This window comes from Microbacterium sp. NPDC077391 (genome assembly GCF_040686955.1).
Lineage (GTDB): Bacteria > Actinomycetota > Actinomycetes > Actinomycetales > Microbacteriaceae > Microbacterium > Microbacterium commune.
In genome coordinates this window covers 160,992-177,621 of the sequence record NZ_JBFBMI010000005.1, presented here as the reverse complement: position 1 = coordinate 177,621, position 16,630 = coordinate 160,992, and the positions used below count along the sequence as shown (strand labels likewise).

At 67.7% G+C, this 16,630-nt stretch carries 19 protein-coding genes; 11 read left to right on the top strand and 8 right to left on the bottom strand.

Going from position 1 to position 16,630, the window contains the following annotated elements:
- Positions 1–6 precede the first annotated feature (6 nt).
- Positions 7–393 carry a hypothetical protein gene (locus tag AB0O65_RS13350; RefSeq protein ID WP_363385796.1) on the top strand — a complete coding sequence of 129 codons (387 nt, stop codon included), beginning with the start codon at positions 7–9 and terminating at the stop codon, positions 391–393.
- Positions 394–431: 38 nt separating this feature from the next.
- On the opposite strand, the gene AB0O65_RS13345 is transcribed toward AB0O65_RS13350, so the two are convergent.
- Positions 432–2,462, bottom strand: coding sequence for a heavy metal translocating P-type ATPase (locus AB0O65_RS13345; RefSeq protein WP_363385793.1), 2,031 nt, complete (start codon positions 2,460–2,462; stop codon positions 432–434).
- Between the two features lie 79 nt (positions 2,463–2,541).
- Between AB0O65_RS13345 and AB0O65_RS13340 the strand changes: the two genes are divergently transcribed.
- Entirely contained in the window at positions 2,542–2,871 is a 330-nt protein-coding gene (locus tag AB0O65_RS13340) for a metalloregulator ArsR/SmtB family transcription factor (RefSeq protein WP_363385790.1), read from the top strand.
- 97 nt (positions 2,872–2,968) lie between these two features.
- Here AB0O65_RS13340 and AB0O65_RS13335 read toward each other — a convergent pair whose 3' ends face one another.
- From AB0O65_RS13335 to AB0O65_RS13320, 4 genes are all read right to left on the bottom strand, one after another.
- Positions 2,969–3,199 (bottom strand): hypothetical protein, encoded by a 231-nt coding sequence (locus tag AB0O65_RS13335; RefSeq protein ID WP_071644184.1) that lies wholly within the window; start codon positions 3,197–3,199, stop codon positions 2,969–2,971.
- A gap of 59 nt (positions 3,200–3,258) precedes the next feature.
- A complete protein-coding gene (locus AB0O65_RS13330; protein ID WP_071644186.1) occupies positions 3,259–3,477 on the bottom strand; it encodes a zinc-binding dehydrogenase in 219 nt (72 codons plus the stop codon).
- A 75-nt stretch (positions 3,478–3,552) separates the two neighbouring features.
- Positions 3,553–3,987 (bottom strand): hypothetical protein, encoded by a 435-nt coding sequence (locus AB0O65_RS13325; protein WP_363385785.1) that lies wholly within the window; start codon positions 3,985–3,987, stop codon positions 3,553–3,555.
- Complete coding sequence (locus AB0O65_RS13320) at positions 3,984–4,538, bottom strand: helix-turn-helix domain-containing protein (RefSeq protein WP_363385782.1); 555 nt, start codon at positions 4,536–4,538, stop codon at positions 3,984–3,986. The genes AB0O65_RS13325 and AB0O65_RS13320 overlap by 4 nt, the downstream gene beginning before the upstream one ends.
- On the opposite strand from AB0O65_RS13320, the gene AB0O65_RS13315 reads away from it, so the two are divergent.
- The 5 genes from AB0O65_RS13315 to AB0O65_RS13295 all read left to right on the top strand — a co-directional run bounded on the left by AB0O65_RS13315 (position 4,441) and on the right by AB0O65_RS13295 (position 9,561).
- Positions 4,441–5,211 carry an amino acid ABC transporter permease gene (locus AB0O65_RS13315; RefSeq protein WP_363385779.1) on the top strand — a complete coding sequence of 257 codons (771 nt, stop codon included), beginning with the start codon at positions 4,441–4,443 and terminating at the stop codon, positions 5,209–5,211. The genes AB0O65_RS13320 and AB0O65_RS13315 overlap by 98 nt on opposite strands.
- Positions 5,208–5,978: an amino acid ABC transporter ATP-binding protein gene (locus tag AB0O65_RS13310; protein ID WP_191713113.1), complete on the top strand. Its 771-nt coding sequence runs from the start codon at positions 5,208–5,210 to the stop codon at positions 5,976–5,978. The genes AB0O65_RS13315 and AB0O65_RS13310 overlap by 4 nt, the downstream gene beginning before the upstream one ends.
- Positions 5,978–7,063, top strand: coding sequence for a Gfo/Idh/MocA family oxidoreductase (locus AB0O65_RS13305; RefSeq protein ID WP_363385774.1), 1,086 nt, complete (start codon positions 5,978–5,980; stop codon positions 7,061–7,063). The genes AB0O65_RS13310 and AB0O65_RS13305 overlap by 1 nt, the downstream gene beginning before the upstream one ends.
- On the top strand, positions 7,060–8,235 hold the full coding sequence (locus AB0O65_RS13300) for an FAD-binding oxidoreductase (protein WP_363385771.1): 1,176 nt from the start codon (positions 7,060–7,062) through the stop codon (positions 8,233–8,235). Before AB0O65_RS13305 ends, AB0O65_RS13300 begins: the two co-directional genes overlap by 4 nt.
- 198 nt (positions 8,236–8,433) lie before the next feature.
- A complete protein-coding gene (locus AB0O65_RS13295) occupies positions 8,434–9,561 on the top strand; it encodes an acyl-CoA desaturase (protein ID WP_313480359.1) in 1,128 nt (375 codons plus the stop codon).
- A gap of 158 nt (positions 9,562–9,719) precedes the next feature.
- Here AB0O65_RS13295 and AB0O65_RS13290 read toward each other — a convergent pair whose 3' ends face one another.
- Together AB0O65_RS13290 and AB0O65_RS13285 are read right to left on the bottom strand one after the other, a co-directional pair.
- Positions 9,720–10,331 carry an NAD(P)H-dependent oxidoreductase gene (locus AB0O65_RS13290; RefSeq protein WP_363385768.1) on the bottom strand — a complete coding sequence of 204 codons (612 nt, stop codon included), beginning with the start codon at positions 10,329–10,331 and terminating at the stop codon, positions 9,720–9,722.
- Between the two features lie 63 nt (positions 10,332–10,394).
- On the bottom strand, positions 10,395–12,026 hold the full coding sequence (locus AB0O65_RS13285; protein WP_363385765.1) for an MFS transporter: 1,632 nt from the start codon (positions 12,024–12,026) through the stop codon (positions 10,395–10,397).
- Positions 12,027–12,106: 80 nt separating this feature from the next.
- Here AB0O65_RS13285 and AB0O65_RS13280 point away from each other — a divergent pair, with 80 nt between their 5' ends.
- Positions 12,107–12,658, top strand: a complete 552-nt coding sequence (locus AB0O65_RS13280) for a MarR family transcriptional regulator (RefSeq protein ID WP_071644228.1) — start codon at positions 12,107–12,109, stop codon at positions 12,656–12,658.
- 1 nt (position 12,659) lies between these two features.
- Here AB0O65_RS13280 and pgi read toward each other — a convergent pair whose 3' ends face one another.
- Positions 12,660–14,342, bottom strand: a complete 1,683-nt coding sequence (gene pgi, locus AB0O65_RS13275; RefSeq protein WP_363385760.1) for a glucose-6-phosphate isomerase — start codon at positions 14,340–14,342, stop codon at positions 12,660–12,662.
- A gap of 93 nt (positions 14,343–14,435) precedes the next feature.
- Here pgi and AB0O65_RS13270 point away from each other — a divergent pair, with 93 nt between their 5' ends.
- The 3 genes from AB0O65_RS13270 to AB0O65_RS13260 are packed head-to-tail and all read left to right on the top strand — an operon-like array spanning position 14,436 to position 16,615.
- On the top strand, positions 14,436–15,365 hold the full coding sequence (locus tag AB0O65_RS13270) for an aldo/keto reductase (RefSeq protein ID WP_363385757.1): 930 nt from the start codon (positions 14,436–14,438) through the stop codon (positions 15,363–15,365).
- Positions 15,366–15,378: 13 nt separating this feature from the next.
- On the top strand, positions 15,379–16,203 hold the full coding sequence (locus tag AB0O65_RS13265; RefSeq protein ID WP_363385754.1) for a sulfurtransferase: 825 nt from the start codon (positions 15,379–15,381) through the stop codon (positions 16,201–16,203).
- A 37-nt stretch (positions 16,204–16,240) separates the two neighbouring features.
- Positions 16,241–16,615, top strand: coding sequence for a PLDc N-terminal domain-containing protein (locus AB0O65_RS13260; RefSeq protein WP_071644204.1), 375 nt, complete (start codon positions 16,241–16,243; stop codon positions 16,613–16,615).
- The last annotated feature ends 15 nt before the right edge of the window (positions 16,616–16,630 follow it).

Sequence of the window (16,630 nt, the reverse complement as noted above, 5' to 3'; positions counted from 1 at the left end):
GCTCTCATGAATCCGTCTTCGACGTTCCGGCACATCCTCGGCGGTGTCGTCCTGGTGGCGTCAATATGGGGGTCGGGATGCCTGCCCGCCGTAGCCGCCCAGGAGGTCTCGGTTTCGCTTCCGCCCGTCGCAGCGACCGAGATCGTGGCCGAGCCCCTCGCTGCCGACCCGCCCGTGGCGAGCGTCATGTCCGGGATGCACACCGATCCGACAGCCACGACGGACAGGATTGCCGGCGGGTCAGAGGATCCGTCGACCGGGGGAGTGCTGGCGGCGATCATCGGAGGGAGCATCCTGCTCGGCGCCGCTGGCCTGATGATCCTGTCCGTCTGGTTGCGACGCTACGCAGCACGGATCGGACGCAAGCCTGAAGCGGATCCACCGGACCGCTGATCCCCGATCCTGCCCTTGGCAGCCAGACGCCCGCCGCCTCAGTGGGAGGGGCGGTCTTCGTGGTCGATGCCAGCGTGCTCCTTGCCACGCTCGAAGCCCAGGAGGCGAAGAGCGTTGGCCACGACGATGAGTGTCGAACCCTCGTGGATGAGCACCACGGCACCGATGTTCAGCCCGATGAAGGTCGCGATCACCAGGAGGACGACGATCGCGAGACTCGCGATGAGGTTCTGACGGATGATCCGGCTGGTCGCGCGGCTCAGACGCACGGCGAACGGGACGCGTCCCAGGTCGTCGCTCATGAGAGCGATGTCACAGGTCTCCAGCGCGACGGTGGAACCGGCAGCCCCCATCGCGATGCCGATGTCCGCGCGAGCCATCGCGGGCGCGTCGTTCACGCCGTCCCCGACCATCGCGATGGGGCGATGCGTCTCGGCAAGACGAGTGATGTGCGCAACCTTGTCCTCCGGTAGCAGCTCACCGATTGCGGTGTCGACGCCGACCTCGCGGCCGACGGCATCCGCGACACGCTGGTTGTCGCCGGAGATCATCACGAGCTGGCCGACGTTCGCGCTTCGCAACACGCGGAGCACCTGCGCGGACTCGGCGCGAGAGGTGTCCATCACGCCGACGACCCCCAGGAACCGATCACCGCGCCGGACGATCATCAACGTCTGGCCGGAGTCGCGCGCCTCCGTGTAAGCGTTCTCGACTGACGAGGGGAGGGTGAGGCCCTGCTCGTCGAACATCCGCAGGTTGCCGACCTCGACGATCTCTCCGTCGACCGTGGCGCGTACACCGCGGCCGACGACGGCGTTGAGGTCCGACGCCTCGACGCGCTCCGCCTCGGACACCTGACCCGCGAGGTCGCGGACGATCGCTGCTGCGAGCGGGTGATCGCTGAGAGACTCCACGGCGACTAGTGTGGGGACGAGGAGGCTCCCGTCCACGCCATCCACGGGAGTGACCGACGTCACCTGCGGGTTGCCCCAGGTGAGGGTGCCGGTCTTGTCGAAGGCCATCGCCCTGACGCGCCCCAGGGTCTCTAGCGGAGCGCCGCCCTTGACCAGCACGCCGGCGCGGGCCGCTCGGGCGACTCCAGCGAGAACGGCGGCCGGCGTCGCGATGGCCAGTGCGCACGGGCTCGCGGCGACGAGGACGGTCATCGCGAGGTAGAAGGCATCCGTGAACGGCTGCGAGAACACGGACATCGCGACCATCAGGGTGGCGGCCACGCCGAGGATCACCGCGGGCACGTACCACCGCTGGAAACGGTTGATGAACTGCTGCGTCGGTGACGCGGCCTGGTCGGCCGTGCGGACCAGCTCGACGACCTTGCTCAGCGTCGAGTCCGCGGCTGTCGCCGACACCACGACCTCGAGCACTCCGGAGCCGTTCACCGTGCCGGCGAACACGCGATTCGCGGCCGGAAGGGTATCCACGGTGCGCATCGCCCGCTCGCGATCCGTGACCGGTTCCTTCTCGATGGGCATCGATTCACCGGTGACCGCCGACTGATCGACCGCCGAGATCCCGGCGATCACGAACCCGTCCGACGGGATCCTCGAGTTCGGGCGGACCACAACGACATCACCCACCGCGATCTGCTCCACGGGAACCTCGACGGGATCGTCGTCTCCGCGGCGCACCAGGGCAGTCCGTGGCGCGAGTTCGGCCAGCGCTTCGATCGACTTGCTGGCGCGGCTCATCGCGTATTCCTCGAGGGCATGGCCGAGGCTGAAGAGGAACAGCAGCACCGCGCCCTCCGCCCACTTGCCGATCAGAGCGGCGCCGATCGCGGCGACGATCATGAGGAAGTCGACCTCGAACTTGCCCCGCAGTGTCGACGAGACCGCCGTGCGGACGGTGAAGAAGCCTCCGAAGAAGTAGGTGGCGATGTACAGGACCAAGGGCAGACCCATCAGCGGCAAGCCGACCGCATACTCTGCGATCATGCCCGCGGCGTAGGTGATTCCCGCGGCGATGGCGAACCACAGCTCCCACCGGGCGGAGCCGTGTGTGTGTTCCTCTGTGGCGTCGTGCGAGTTCGTGGCAGTCGAGCTGGTCATGCTTCGACAATACATCACAAGAACATGATATGTTGATATATGTGAATGATAATCGTGCTCATAGGGGAGGATGTCAACTATGACCGACTCGGCAGAATCGGCGTCTGCTCCGCTGTCAGCGGGGGATGCCGAGCGGCTGGCGGAGATCATGCGGGCACTGGCGTCACCGGTCCGGCTCCGCATTCTGAGCGTGCTGCGCATCCGGCCCAGCACGGTGACCGACCTCGGCGCGCAGCTGGGTATCGGACAGACGACGCTCTCCAACCATCTACGGCTTCTCCGGAATCTCAGCGTGGTCCGCGGTGATCGTGACGGACGGCACATCCACTACGTGCTGTTCGACGATCACGTCGCAGATCTCTTCGACGAGGCCATGGGACACCTCCGGCACCTTCCGAGTAATCGTTGACCACTTGACATTAGCCGAACAGCGCGCCGGGCCATTGGGCAACTGTGACAATCCTCATCAGTCGGTCGTCATTGCTCGTCTTATGGGGGAATGGATCTCAGTCGAGTCCGCCAGTGATCACCGCACGGGTGACCGCGGGGTCGTGCGGCGCGTCGCAACCGGCGTCGATTTCGTCCAGAGCGATCTCCTTCGAGATGAGCTCGTGGAGTCGGAAGCGGCCCTGCAGGTACAGGTAGGCGTAAAGCGGGATGTCGTGCTCGGGCGTAGTAGAGCCTATGTCGACGCCCCGGATGCACTTTTCAGCGCCGATGAGGCCGATCGTCTGCATCGGCATTGTAGCGGTCGGGTCCCGGATGCCGGTACAGCATAGGCCTTCACTCGGGCGAACTATGTCCAGGACCTGCTGGGTGACGGCGGGATTCTGACGAAATTGAACGCGCCATCCGCACCGCGTTCGGTGATCCGGTGTACTTCGACGACCCCCGGATCGGTGGTGGTCGAATTGATGGTGTGCGTGGCACAGAATAGCTTGGCCTTCTCGAGCTTGTTGTCCGCCACGTCGACGGCGATGATCGTGGCTGCGCCGGCGATCACGGCTCCGTTCATCGCGTTTAAGCGCACACTACCGACCGGCTCTTCGCTGCGCAGTGCACAAGGCGTCGGTCTCCGACGCGGTGCCGCTCAGATGCTCTGACGACTCACCAAAGGTTGGCTCTGCTGCGGTCGCCCGATGACGGGGCGCGGCGTGCCCAACCCTCGTACCCGCTCGCCGATGGCCTGCGCCACCTTCCTTGTACCGGCTACCGTGGTGTCCCGCACAGCCCGGTGCAGTCTGGCCTGCCCGTGACTGATCGCGTCCGCGGCACGTTGGCTGCTGTGTCGCATCAGTTCCGATGCGGGCATCCACGTCAGCCGCGAACGGTCCTTCACCTGAGCGGCGATGCGCTCTCGACGCGCCGCCAACGCCGGGTCCGACAAGCGAGCCAGCGCGTCCGAATCCATTTGCGCCGTCTCCACATGCTCCGGCTCCGCCGTTCGTCCCGACGCCACAGTCACTACCGCATCCCTGCCATCCTGCTTCAGCGGGATGTACCGCTCGTCGTCACCCATGTTCATGATTCCTCCTTCTCGACTATGGTCTCGGACCGTTTCCCGACTGATTTCAGCCACCGTCCGATGGTCGTCGGATGGACACCGAGCTCGATCGCGATCTGTCGGTTCGACAGACCCTGCTTACTCAATCGGATCGCCTCTTCGGTCCCGCCCGTATCCGTGGGCGCCCGGATCGGCGTAGATGATGCTGCGCGCGTGTCTTCCGCTGTGACTGCTGTGCTCATTGTTCCGGACGTCAACGCTCGAACCGGCGTACGCTCTGACCTTCCCTCCTGCACCAGGGTCGTGGCCGGGGCAACATCGGCATCCTCGCGGACGGTCGGCACGGCGCGGCGGTAGCGGCCCAGCTCCACGGTCAAGTGCGTGGCCGCAAGCAGTACGATCGGTGGCACCGATGCCACGAGTGCCGCCACTATGCCGGGCACGGTGTCGTCGGCGGCGACCAGGGCGTGCGTGATGTTCGCCGTGATCGACACCAGCGCCGCCCCGGACAGCAGCAGCCATGGATACCGGGTCGCCGCCCGTCCGTACGGTGACAAGGCGACCACCGACATAGTCGCGATGACGATTACCCCGTCCACGATCAACGGCCATACCCACGCGAGCCCCACCACCTGGCTGCGCGTGCCGGCACGCATCTACACCGACATCTTCCGCGGACTGCCCGCGATCCTCACCATCCTGCTCATCGGCCAGGGCTTCGCCTGGCTGAGCCGACAGATGTTCGGCCCCTCTCCGTACCCACTCGGCATCCTCGCGCTGAGCCTGATCGCCGGCGCATACATCGGCGAGATCTTCCGAGCGGGCATCCAGTCCGTCGAACGCGGGCAGCTTGAGGCGTGCCGGGCCCTCGGCATGAGCTACGGGTCCGCCATGCGCCTGGTCGTCGTGCCGCAGGGCATCCGGCGAGTTCTGCCCGCGCTGGTCAACCAGTTCATCGCGATCGTCAAGGATTCCTCGCTCGTCTACTTCTTGGGGCTGCTGGTCTCCGAACGTGAGCTGTTCCGCGTCGGGCAGGACGCGGCGGTGCTCACCGGCAACCTCTCGCCCCTGGTCATGGCAGGGGTCTTCTACCTCGTGATCACGGTTCCGCTCACGCACCTCGTGAACTACTTCGACAACCGCTTCCGCACGGGACGTCGCAGGCCCACACCTCCGAAGAGCGGCCTCGAGGAGGTCGCCGAGCAGTCCCTCAGCCCGGTCTACACCCGAGGAGAGAACACATGACCTACACCTCGCCCCTGCCCGTGACCGAGGGCCGCTTCTACGAGGGCTCCCGGCTATTGATCGAGAACCTCCGCATGGCCTACGGCGACATCGACGTCATCAACGACGTCTCGATCACCGTCGAGCCCGGCACGACGACCTGCATCATCGGGCCGTCCGGATCCGGCAAGTCCACTCTCCTGCGTGGTGTGAACCGTCTTCACGAGCCCAAGGCGGGGAGGGTTCTTTTGGCAGACGACGACGCACTCACCCTCAAGCCGGACGTACTGCGCCGCCGGGTCGGGCTCGTCTTCCAGCACTTCAATCTCTTCCCCGACCACACCGCCCAGCAGAACGTCGCTCTTGCGCTGCGCAACGTGAAGCGGATGCCGAAGGGTGAGGCCGAGCGGATCGCCCTGGCTCGGCTCACCGAGGTCGGTCTCGCCGAGCGCGCTGATCACCGTCCCCGCGATCTCTCCGGCGGACAGCAGCAGCGGGTTGCGATCGCGCGCGCACTCGCCATGGAGCCGGAGGTAATGCTCTTCGACGAGGCCACGAGCGCTCTCGACCCTGAACTGGTCAAGGGTGTGCTCAATCTCATGGCCGAACTCGCTCAGCGCGGCATGACGATGCTCGTCGTGACGCACGAGATGGGCTTCGCGCGCAAGGTCGCCGACCAGGTCGTCTTCATGGACGAGGGCCGAGTCGTGGAGGCCGGCACCCCCGAGCAGATCTTCGACGATCCGCGGAGCGACCGCCTGCGTCTGTTCCTCTCGGAGGTGCTGTGATGGCGACAGCTGCAAGCAACCGCCTCCGCACCGCCGTCGTCGGATACGGAGTATCCGGCCGGGTCTTCCACACGCCGTTCCTGCACGCCGACCCTGCGTACTCGGTCGACGTGATCGTCACGGCCGATACCGGACGTGCGAGCGAAGCGGCGCGGCGGCATCCGTCCGCATCCGTGGTCGCGACGGTCGAGGAGATGCTGGCGCAGGCCAGCGATCTAGACCTCGTCGTGATCGCAACGCCGCCGGCGACTCACGCCGGCATCGCGACCGCTGCGCTCGACGCTGGACTCGACGTGGTCGTGGACAAGCCGTTCACGGTCGCTTCGGACGAGGGACGGGCGCTGATCGCGCATGCCGAGCGGCTCCGACGCCGGATCACGGTGTTCCAGAACCGGCGCTGGGACGGCGACTTTCGGACTGTCCGCGATCTTGTCGAGACCGGCCGGCTCGGGGCGGTGCGTCGCTTCGAGTCGCGCTTCGAGTGGTACAAGCCGGAGGTCCGAGCGAGCTGGAAGGCCGAGGCGTCAGTGGCCGAGGGGGGCGGAATCCTGTTCGATCTGGGCACGCACCTCATCGACCAGGCCGTGCAGCTGTTCGGGCCCGTTGCCGAGGCGCGCGCCGAGCTCGCGGTGAACAGGCCTGGCGGCCTGGCCGACGACGACGCATTCGTCGCGCTGGAGCATGAGTCCGGCACGATCTCGCACCTGTGGATGAACTCGCTTGCACCGCAGTTCGGCCCGCGATTCCACGTGCTCGGCTCTCTCAACGGGTACACGAGCCACGGGTTGGATGGGCAGGAGGCGGCTTTGGACGCCGGGGTCCTGCCCTCTGATGAGGATTACGGCCTCACTTCCCCCGAACGTTGGGGGGTCTTCGGCATCGAGGGCTCGCTTGAGCCGCTGCCGACGCTCCGCGGCGATTACGGCGCCTTCTACCGCGCCCTCGCCGACGCGATCCGCGGCCATGCTCCGGTTCCGGTCGATCCGACGGACGCCGTCGCCGTCCTCGAGATCATCGAGCGACTGCACGCCGGCACGCCGCTGCGTCGAGCTGAACTCCATGAACACAACGAAGGACAAAGATGACCAACTCGCAACCTCTCCACGTCGTCGTGATCGGTGCCGGTATCCTCGGCACGTCCACGGCAGCCCACCTCGCGCGCAGCGGCGCCCGCGTGACTCTCGTCACGTCGGGGAAACCCGCGGACGGCGCGTCCGGCCGCTCGATCGCCTGGCTGAACTCGTCGGGCGCTCGCTCGACGGAGTACCGGTACCTGCGCCTGATTGGCCTCGATCGGTACCGCACCTGGCGTGAACGGCATCCGGACAGCGCTTCGTACCTGCGCTTCGACGGGGCACTGAAGTGGGGCGGGGAAGACGAGAGCTTCCGTGACACGTTCGACTACGAGCGAGCGGGCGGTTACGACTCGCTGTGGCTCGACCGCGAGCAGGTGGCCGCGCTCACCCCCGACGTGGATGCGGATGCGGTATCTGACGAGGGAGCGATCTTCAACAGGGGTGAAGGCTGGGTGAACCTTCCGGATCTCATCGACGCTCTCCTCAGCGAGGCGTCGGCCGACGGCGCGGAGGTCATCGAGAACGCGGGAGACGTGCGGGTCGACGTGCGGGACGGTGCCGCTGTCGGCGTCACGCTCGGCGATGGCACCGGACTCGCGGCCGACCGAGTGGTACTGGCGACCGGCGGCGATGTGCCTGCTCAGCTCGCGGCGCTCGGCGTTACGGTACCGGACGCCACTCCCGCTGCTTTCGTCGTCGTCACGCAACCGGTCGAGCCTCGGGTGAAGACCGTGCTGAACACTCCGCGAGTGGCCGTGCGTCCCATGCCGGATGGACGCCTCGTGCTCGATGCGGACTGGGCCGAGAAGTCGGTCGTCGTCGAGCCGGATGGGTCGCTCACGGTGCCGGAGGAGTCGGTGCGCGGGCTGCTGGAGGAGGGCTCTCGTGTGCTCGCGGGCCATCCCACGCTGGTCGCCGAGCGAGTCGCAGCCGGCCTCAAGCCGATTCCGGGCGACGGTGAGCCCGTTGTCGGACCGGTGTCGCCGATCGCAAACCTGTTTACCCTGTTCACGCATTCGGGTGCAACGCTCGGGCTCATCCTGGGCGAACTGCTTGCAGAGGAGATCGTTACTGGAAAGCCGTCCCCGGTGCTTGATGCCTTCCGGCTGGAGCGCTTCACTTCCGGCGGCGAGCTCGCGGAGGTGGGCATCGGAGCCTGGGCTCCGGTCATCAGCTCGTAACCGCTTCAGCGAGGCGAGAGGGACGGATGCAGTTCGGCGTCGGTCCCTCTCCGCGGTTCTGTGCGCGACGACAGCCGCCGCCTGCGTCGTCCGCTACATGCCGTCCGCCGTATACCGACCGGCGTAGCGTGGGCACCAGCGATCGGCATCCGCCCTTGGCTACACAGCTCAAGGGCATCCGATCGGCAGGAGAGCATCATGACTTCCACGCACATCGACACCGACGTCGACACCGCAGCAGCGACTCTCGGACCGATTCGGCAGACGTATTCCGGCACCGCGGAGTTCCCTCCGATGGCCCACGCGTACAAGCAGGTGTCGCAGGTGGTCCGTGAGACCGGGCTGCTGCAGCGCACCTCGTGGTTCTACATCTTCGTCGCCGCCGGCATCGCGCTGGCGCTGGGCGGAGCCGTCACCGGCTTCATCCTGCTCGGCGACAGCTGGTTCCAGCTGCTGATCGCCGCGGCGCTCGGCATCATCTTCACGCAGATCGCCTTCCTCTCGCACGAGGCGGCTCACCGGCAGATCCTGACCTCGGGACCGGCGAACTTCAAGCTCGCGCGCATCCTCGCGGGCAGCATCGGCATGAGCTACTCGTGGTGGGACTCGAAGCACACGAAGCACCACGGCAACCCCAACCAGGTCGGCAAGGATCCCGACATCGAGGTCGACACCATCTCGTTCCTCGAGGAGGACGCTGCGAAATCGCGCGGCCTGGTGCGTCTGATCACCCGCAAGCAGGGCTGGCTGTTCTTCCCGCTGCTCACCCTCGAGGGTCTGAACCTCCACTACATCGGACTGAAGCACCTCTTCACCAAGAAGAAGGTCAAGGGACGCTGGACCGAGCTCGGCATCATCGCTCTCCGTTTCGCGATCATCCTGATCCCCGTGTTCACGATGCTGCCGCTCGGCATGGCGTTCGCGTTCATGGGTGTGCAGCTGGCTGTGTTCGGGGTCTACATGGGCGCCTCGTTCGCACCGAACCACAAGGGCATGCCCATCATCGATCCCCACGCCCGCCTGGACTTCTTCTCGAAGCAGGTGCGCACCTCGCGCAACATCCGCGGCGGATGGTGGGCCACGGCGCTCATGGGCGGTCTCAACTACCAGGTCGAGCACCACCTGTTCCCGAGCATGCCGCGTCCGCACCTGTCGAAGGCCCGCGCGATCGTCCGCGACTACTGCGCGTCGAACAACGTGCCGTACACGGAGACCAGCCTCGGCCGTTCCTACGCGATCGTGATCGAGTACCTGAACCGGGTCGGTCTCGCAGCCGGCGCCGATCCGTTCGACTGTCCCGCAGCCACGAGCTTCCGCCGCGCCTGAGGCGCTGTCGCAACCCGCGACCCGCGCTTCGCGGGCGTGGACCTGCGACGAATCGGGGGCCGACACGCCAGATGTCGGACACATCATGGAGAAGCGTCCGACATCTGGAGTGTCGGCCCCCGGAGCGTAACGTTCGATATCGCCGACGCAGTCTCGGGTCAGGCCTTCGGGTACGCGGACGCCTTCAGGGCACGAGCGAGGTGCGCGGCGTTCGACGCGGCCGTCGTGATGGTCTGGGCGACCTTCTTGGGCGTCTCGGGCAGATCCTTGTAATCCGTCGACCCCATCGCCTCGCCGTTCCAGTAGATCGAGCCCTGTGCGGGGATGGTGAAGCCCACGTCGTTGAGCGATTGGAAGACGATGGCGGCGATGTGGTGCGCGCCGTCCTCGTTGCCGACCACGACCGCGAGCGCGACCTTGTCGAACAGGGTCGGCCGGCCCCGCTCATCGGTCTCGCTCAGCTCGGCATCCAGCCGCTCGAGCACCCGCTGCGCGACGCTGGAGTGCTGCCCCATCCAGGTCGGCGTGGCGAACACGAGGATGTCGGCGGCGAGCACCCGCTCTCGCAGCGACGGCCACTGATCGCCGTCGCCCATGTCGGCCTGCACCCCGGGGCGGATGTCGTGGTCGACCGCGCGGATGCGGTCGGCGGTCACGCCGTGCTCGGCGAGAGCGTCGAGCACCTGCTCGCCGAGCACCTCTGTGCTCGATCCGGCAGGGGAGGGCTTGAGGGTGCAGTTGATGAGAAGTGCGGTGAGCTTCTGGTCCATGAGAGGCACCAAACCAGCCATCCGCGAGGCGCGGGAGGGGCTTTCGTACCGCACGGGGATGAGCTAGACGTCCTGCGTCTCGGCCAGGTCGGGGCCGGCCTCGGCATCCGATCTCTCGTCGTCGCGCCGTGAGCCGGACCCCAGGCGCAGGGTCGCGATCAGCCCGACGGCGAGGAACCCCGCCGCCGCGAAGGCCGAGGTCCGCGTGCCGTCGCTGAACGCCTCGCGCGCGGCCGCGCCGACGGCGGCGTCGCGCGCGGCGAGGGCGGGGATCGCGCCGCCCGCACTCGTGACGACGGCATCGACGATCTGCGTCCGCGCGGAGTCGGGGAGGGTCGGGATGTCTGCGAGGCGTGTGTCGAGGGCTGCGCCGGTCGACGTGAACAGGACGGTTCCGAGCACCGCGATTCCCAGCGCCGATCCGATCTGCCTCGCGGTGCTCTGCGTGCCCGAGCCCTGGCCGCTGAAGCTCACCGGCACGTCCTTCAGCACGACGCCGGTCAGCTGCGCGGTGGCCAGGCCCAGCCCGATGCCGTAGAGGAAGAGGAAGGGCACCACCTGCAGCCACGACGCCGTCGCGCTGATCGCCAGCCCAAGGCCTGCGACGCCGACGATCTCGGCCGCGATGCCGGCACGCACCAGAGTGATCGGCGTGACGCGAGAGCCCATCGCCCCCGAGAACCCGCTCGCCGCGAACGAGCCGCCGGCGAGAGCGAGCAGGACCAAACCCGTCTGCAGGGCGTCGTAGCCCACGACGTTCTGCAGCCACAGCGGCAGCGACAGCACGATGCCGAACTCTCCGAGCGAGACGATGAGCGCCGCGATGTTGCCGTTGCGGAAGGACGGGATCGCGAACAGCGACAGCGCGAGCAGCGTCGGCTGCCCTCGGCGGGCGCGCCGGACACCCCACCAGATGAACAGCGCCGTCGAGAGCGCCGCGACGGCGAACGACACCGGAACGGGGGAGAGGCCGAACGGCCAGGTCCAGTCGCCGATCGTCAGCCGACGCTCGCCTTCGCTGAGCCACCACCCGTAGGTGCGGCCCTCGATGAGGCCGAACACGAGTCCGGCGCTGGCGAGCACCGACAGCACGGCGCCGACCACGTCGATGCGGCGGCCGTCGTGAGCATCGCGCGATTCCGCGACGGTGAGGAGCACGCCCACGGCGACGATCAGACCGAGGGGGATGTTGATCCCGAACGCCCACCGCCATGAGAAGTAGGTGGTCAACCAGCCGCCCAGGAGCGGGCCGAGGGCGACCATGCCGCCGATCGTCGACCCCCACACCGCGAAGGCGATGCCGCGTTCGCGCCCGCGGAAGCCCGCGTTGATGAGCGACAGCGTCGTCGGGAGCACCATGGCGCCGCCGACTCCCTGAATCACCCGTGCGCCGATCAGGAGATCACCCGTGGGCGCGAGGGCGATGAGCATAGAGGCGACGACGAAGACGGCGATGCCGACCAGGAGCATCAGTCGGCGTCCATACCGGTCGGAGAGCGTGCCGAAGACCAGCAGCAGTGCGGCGAACACGAGCGTGTAGCTCTCCTGCACCCACTGCACCTGCGTCGAGCTGATCGCGAGCTCGTCGACGATCGACGGGATGGCGACGTTGACGATCGTGGAATCGACGATGATCAGCGACACGGCGACGCTGATGAAGACGAGGCTGAGCCACTTGTTCGGTGCGATGGTCACCGAGCAAGAATGCCACGGTTTACCTAGCCGAGCATGCAAATAGCCTGGCTTGCTTGCAGCCGCACCGATATGCTGTGCGCATGAACTCGCGCAGGGAAGGTGCTGCCGCGCGCGCAAGCGCCATGATCGATCCGCGCGTGATCGACCCCGGCCAGCAGCTGGTCAGCGTCGAGGGCCTGTCCGACAGCGAGATCGACCAGGTCGTGCGCGTGCTGTCGGCTCTGCGCCGCTGGCGGGAGACCGAGCAGCGCATCAGCTGGCAATCGCGCACCGAGATGAAGCTCAACGAGACCGACATGGAAGCACTGCGCTTCCTCGTCGCATCGCTCAACAACGGCGTCCTGGTGACCGCAGGCATGCTCGCCGATCATCTGCGCATCTCGACGAGCTCGACGACGAAGATGCTCGACCGCCTCGCCAGGGCGGGGCACGTCACCCGCACCCCGCACCCGACGGATCGGCGCGCGGTGACGGTGAGCATCACCCCCGACACGCACGAGCAGGTGCGCGACAGCGTCGGCAGGGTGCACGCCGACCGGTTCGCCGCGGTCGCCGAGCTCACGCCGGGCGAGCGCGACGTCGTCGCACGTTTCCTCGAGCGGCTGGCGCGAGGAGACGACGACCGCGGGTGACTCAGTGCTTCCGGTTGGCCTGGTAGTACGCGAGCAGCGCCTTGGTGGATGGGTCCTGCGCGGCGAGCGCATCCGCATCGCCCTCGAGCGCGGGAGCGATCTGAAGCGCGAGCTGCTTGCCGAGCTCGACGCCCCACTGGTCGAAGGAGTTGATGCCCCATATCACGCCCTGGGTGAAGGTGATGTGCTCGTACAGCGCGATCAGCTGACCGAGAACCGCGGGCGTCAGCGACGGCGCGAAGATCGACGTGGTCGGACGGTTGCCGCCGAACGTGCGCGCGGCGACGAGAGCGCCTGTCGTGCCCTCCGCCTCGACCTCCTCGGCGGTCTTGCCGAACGCGAGCGCCTTGGTCTGCGCAAGGAAGTTCGCGAGGAAGAGCCCGTGCACGTCGCGCCCGTCATCGGCGAGCGGATAGGCGGGGTTGACGAAGGCGATGAAGTCGGCGGGGATCAGTCTCGTGCCCTGGTGGATCAGCTGGTAGAAGGCGTGCTGACCGTTGGTACCCGGCTCGCCCCAGAACACCTCGCCGGTGTCGGTCGTGACGGGCGTGCCGTCCCAGCGCACCGACTTGCCGTTCGATTCCATGGTCAGCTGCTGCAGATACGCGGCGAAGCGGCTCAGCTGCTGGGCGTACGGCAGCACGGCGTGGGTCTGCGCGTCGAGGAAGTTCGTGTACCAGATGTTGAACAGACCCATCAGCACGGGCACGTTCTGCGCGAGCGGGGTCGTGCGGACGTGCTCGTCGACGGCGTGGAAGCCCGCGAGCAGCTCACGGAACGCGTGCGGGCCGAAGACCACGGCGAGCGACAGTCCGATCGCCGAGTCGACCGAGTAGCGACCGCCCACCCAGTCCCAGAAGCCGAAGGCGTTCTTCGGGTCGATGCCGAACGCCTCGACCTTGTCGAGCGCGGTCGAGACGGCGACGAAGTGGTGCGCGACGGCTCCCTTTCGGCTCGCGTCGTCGTCCTCTATCGCACCCGCAGCCGAAAGGCCCGCCCACAGCCATTCGCGCGCGAGGCGGGCGTTGGTCAGGGTCTCGAGCGTGGTGAACGTCTTCGACGCGACGATGAACAGAGTGGTCTCGGGGTCGAGATCCGCGGTCTTCTGCGCGATGTCGGTCGGGTCGATGTTCGACACGAAGCGCGCCTCGATACCGGCGTCGGCGTAGGGCTTGAGCGCCTCGTAGACCATCACCGGCCCGAGGTCGGACCCGCCGATGCCGATGTTCACGACGTGCGTGACCTTCTTGCCGGTGGTGCCCAGCCAATCGCCCGAGCGCACCCGGTCGGCGAACGCCGACAGCGATGCCAGCACGTCCTGCACGTCGGCATCCACGTCCTGCCCGTCGACGACGAGCTCGGGCGACGCGCCCTCCGGCCGACGCAGGGCCGTGTGCAGCACCGCACGATCCTCCGTGGTGTTGATGTGCGCTCCCTCGAGCATCGCGGCGTAGCGCTCCGCGACCCCGGTCTGCTCCGCCAGCCGCACCAGCGCGCCGACGATCTCGTCGGTCACGAGGTTCTTCGACAGGTCGACATGCAGATCCGCGAGCGGCAGCGACAGGCGCTCGACGCGCGTCGCATCCGCCGCGAACCAGCCGCGCAGGTCGGGCGAGAACGAATCCCGGATGGCCGACAGCTCAGCCCAGGCGGACGTGGAGGTGGGGTCGATCGGTGCGCTCATGCAAGCAACGTTAGCGCCGCGACCGCATCTCGACGCGGTCGATGACGTGGCGGCCGCCTGCCGGTAGCGTGGTCAGCGACCTCAGGAGGAACGATGAAGACCATCCCGTTCGGAACCCGCACCGCACCCGCGGTGATCGCCGGGATGATGCGCATCCGCGAGAAGACGGATGTCGAGGTGCGCGAGCTGTACGACACCGCCCGCTCGGCGGGGATCGACTTCTTCGATCACGCAGACATCTACGGCGGCGCCATGCACGTCTGCGAGGACCGTTTCGCGGCTGCGCTGCAGCTGAGCGCCGCCGAGCGCGAGGAGATCGTGCTGCAGACCAAGTGCGGCATCGTGCCGTCGCAGCAGATGTTCGATTTCTCGTATGCGCACATCATGACCCAGGTCGAGGGGTCGCTCTCGGCGCTGCAGACCGACTACATCGATGTGCTGCTGCTGCATCGCCCGGACGCCCTGGTGGAACCCGACGAGGTCGCCCGTGCGTTCGACGAGCTGGAGGCGGCCGGGAAGGTGCGCGCGTTCGGCGTCTCGAACCACACACCCCGCCAGATCGACCTGCTGCGCACCGCGGTCGAGCAGCCGCTCGTGGCGAACCAGCTGCAGCTGTCGATCACGCACTCGCCGATCATCGCCCAGGGGATCGCGGCCAACATGACGGGGGAGAAGCAGAGCGTCGTCCTCGACGGAGGGGGCATCGTCGACTACTGCCGCATCAACGGCATCACCGTGCAGGCCTGGTCGCCGTATCAGGCCGGATTCTTCGACGGCGTGTTCCTCGGCAACCCCGCCTACGCCGAGCTCAACGCCGTCATCGACCGCCTCGCAGCGAAGTACGACGTCACGCCGACGGCGATCGCCACGGCGTGGATCACCCGCCACCCGGCGAACATGCAGGTCGTGCTCGGCACGACCACACCGCGGCGGGTGGCGGATGCGGCGGCGGGCGCCGACATCGAGCTGACCCGTCCCGAATGGTACGAGCTGTTCCGCGTCGGCGGCCACATCGTTCCCTGACGAGGACCCACCCGTGCATCCGCTGATCTCCGCCGCCGACCTGCATGACCGGCTCGGCGCGTTCCACCTGCTCGATGTCCGCTGGTCGCTGGGTCGCAGCGACGGACACGCGCAGTACGTCGCCGGCCACATCCCCGGAGCCGTGTTCGTGGATGTCGAGCGCGACCTGACGCGACACGGCGAACCGCATGAAGGTCGTCACCCGCTGCCCGACGACGCGGCGCTCGCCGGCGCCGCGCGCCGGTGGGGACTCCGTCAGGGCGTGCCCGTCGTGGTCTACGACGACGACCGGATGCTGCCGGCGTCACGCGCCTGGTGGGCGCTGCGGCGCGCAGGGATCGAGGTGCGGGTGCTCGACGGCGGCTGGCGTGCATGGCTTGCGGCGGGCGGAGCGGTCGAGACGGGCGAGACCACGGCTGCAGTCGGGGACGTCGACCTCCTCGCGCCCGGTGATGCCGGTGTCATCGACACGCGCTCCGCGGCGAGCTGGCCGGATGCCGGGGTGCTGCTCGACGCACGCGCCGCCGAGCGCTACCGCGGCGAGGTCGAGCCGATCGACCCGGTCGCAGGTCACATCCCCGGTGCGAAGAACCTCCCGATCGCCCGCGTGCTCACCGAGGACGGCAGGTTCCGGGCGGCGACCGACATCGCCGCCGCATTCGACGCCGTCGGAGCGGCGGAGGGCACACCGATCGCCGCCTACTGCGGCTCGGGCATCACCGCGGCGCAGCTCGCGCTCGCGGGGGCCATAGCGGTCCGCGAGGTGAGCGTGTATCCCGGCTCGTGGAGCGCGTGGTCGAACACACCGGGACGGCCGATCGCGACCGGCGTCGAGTGACGGCGACACCGTCTCACCGGTCGTCTAATCTGAGATCATGCCGTTCCTGTTCACCCTGATCACCATCGCGTTGATGGTGTTCGCGCTCGTCGACATCATCCGTCGCGACGACAGCCAGGTGCGGTTCCTGCCGAAGCTCGTCTGGCTGCTGCTCGTCGTGCTGCTGCCGCTGCTGGGCAGCGCGCTCTGGTTCGCGATCGGTCGCGAGTACCCCGAGGGCGGCATCCGGCTCGGGCGTCCCGCACGGCACCGGACGGCGCCCGCTTCGCCGGTGGTGAGCGCACCGCCGGTCGACACCCGATCGACCGAGCAGCAGATCGCCGACCTCGATCGTGAGATCGAGGAATGGCGGCTGCGTCAGGAGATCGAGAAGCGCAAGCAGGAACGCGGCGACAGCGTCAGCGAGGACTGAGCCCTCGCACGGTGG

Bases quoted from the DNA above. Each gene is read 5' to 3' on its own strand.
- AB0O65_RS13350 (WP_363385796.1), top strand. From the start codon at position 7: ATGAATCCGTCTTCGACGTTCCGGCACATCCTCGGCGGTGTCGTCCTG.
- AB0O65_RS13345 (WP_363385793.1), bottom strand. From the start codon at position 2,462: ATGACCAGCTCGACTGCCACGAACTCGCACGACGCCACAGAGGAACAC.
- AB0O65_RS13340 (WP_363385790.1), top strand. From the start codon at position 2,542: ATGACCGACTCGGCAGAATCGGCGTCTGCTCCGCTGTCAGCGGGGGAT.
- AB0O65_RS13335 (WP_071644184.1), bottom strand. From the start codon at position 3,199: ATGCAGACGATCGGCCTCATCGGCGCTGAAAAGTGCATCCGGGGCGTC.
- AB0O65_RS13330 (WP_071644186.1), bottom strand. From the start codon at position 3,477: ATGAACGGAGCCGTGATCGCCGGCGCAGCCACGATCATCGCCGTCGAC.
- AB0O65_RS13325 (WP_363385785.1), bottom strand. From the start codon at position 3,987: ATGAACATGGGTGACGACGAGCGGTACATCCCGCTGAAGCAGGATGGC.
- AB0O65_RS13315 (WP_363385779.1), top strand. From the start codon at position 4,441: ATGTTCGCCGTGATCGACACCAGCGCCGCCCCGGACAGCAGCAGCCAT.
- AB0O65_RS13320 (WP_363385782.1), bottom strand. From the start codon at position 4,538: ATGTCGGTGGTCGCCTTGTCACCGTACGGACGGGCGGCGACCCGGTAT.
- AB0O65_RS13310 (WP_191713113.1), top strand. From the start codon at position 5,208: ATGACCTACACCTCGCCCCTGCCCGTGACCGAGGGCCGCTTCTACGAG.
- AB0O65_RS13305 (WP_363385774.1), top strand. From the start codon at position 5,978: ATGGCGACAGCTGCAAGCAACCGCCTCCGCACCGCCGTCGTCGGATAC.
- AB0O65_RS13300 (WP_363385771.1), top strand. From the start codon at position 7,060: ATGACCAACTCGCAACCTCTCCACGTCGTCGTGATCGGTGCCGGTATC.
- AB0O65_RS13295 (WP_313480359.1), top strand. From the start codon at position 8,434: ATGACTTCCACGCACATCGACACCGACGTCGACACCGCAGCAGCGACT.
- AB0O65_RS13290 (WP_363385768.1), bottom strand. From the start codon at position 10,331: ATGGACCAGAAGCTCACCGCACTTCTCATCAACTGCACCCTCAAGCCC.
- AB0O65_RS13280 (WP_071644228.1), top strand. From the start codon at position 12,107: ATGAACTCGCGCAGGGAAGGTGCTGCCGCGCGCGCAAGCGCCATGATC.
- pgi (WP_363385760.1), bottom strand. From the start codon at position 14,342: ATGAGCGCACCGATCGACCCCACCTCCACGTCCGCCTGGGCTGAGCTG.
- AB0O65_RS13270 (WP_363385757.1), top strand. From the start codon at position 14,436: ATGAAGACCATCCCGTTCGGAACCCGCACCGCACCCGCGGTGATCGCC.
- AB0O65_RS13260 (WP_071644204.1), top strand. From the start codon at position 16,241: ATGCCGTTCCTGTTCACCCTGATCACCATCGCGTTGATGGTGTTCGCG.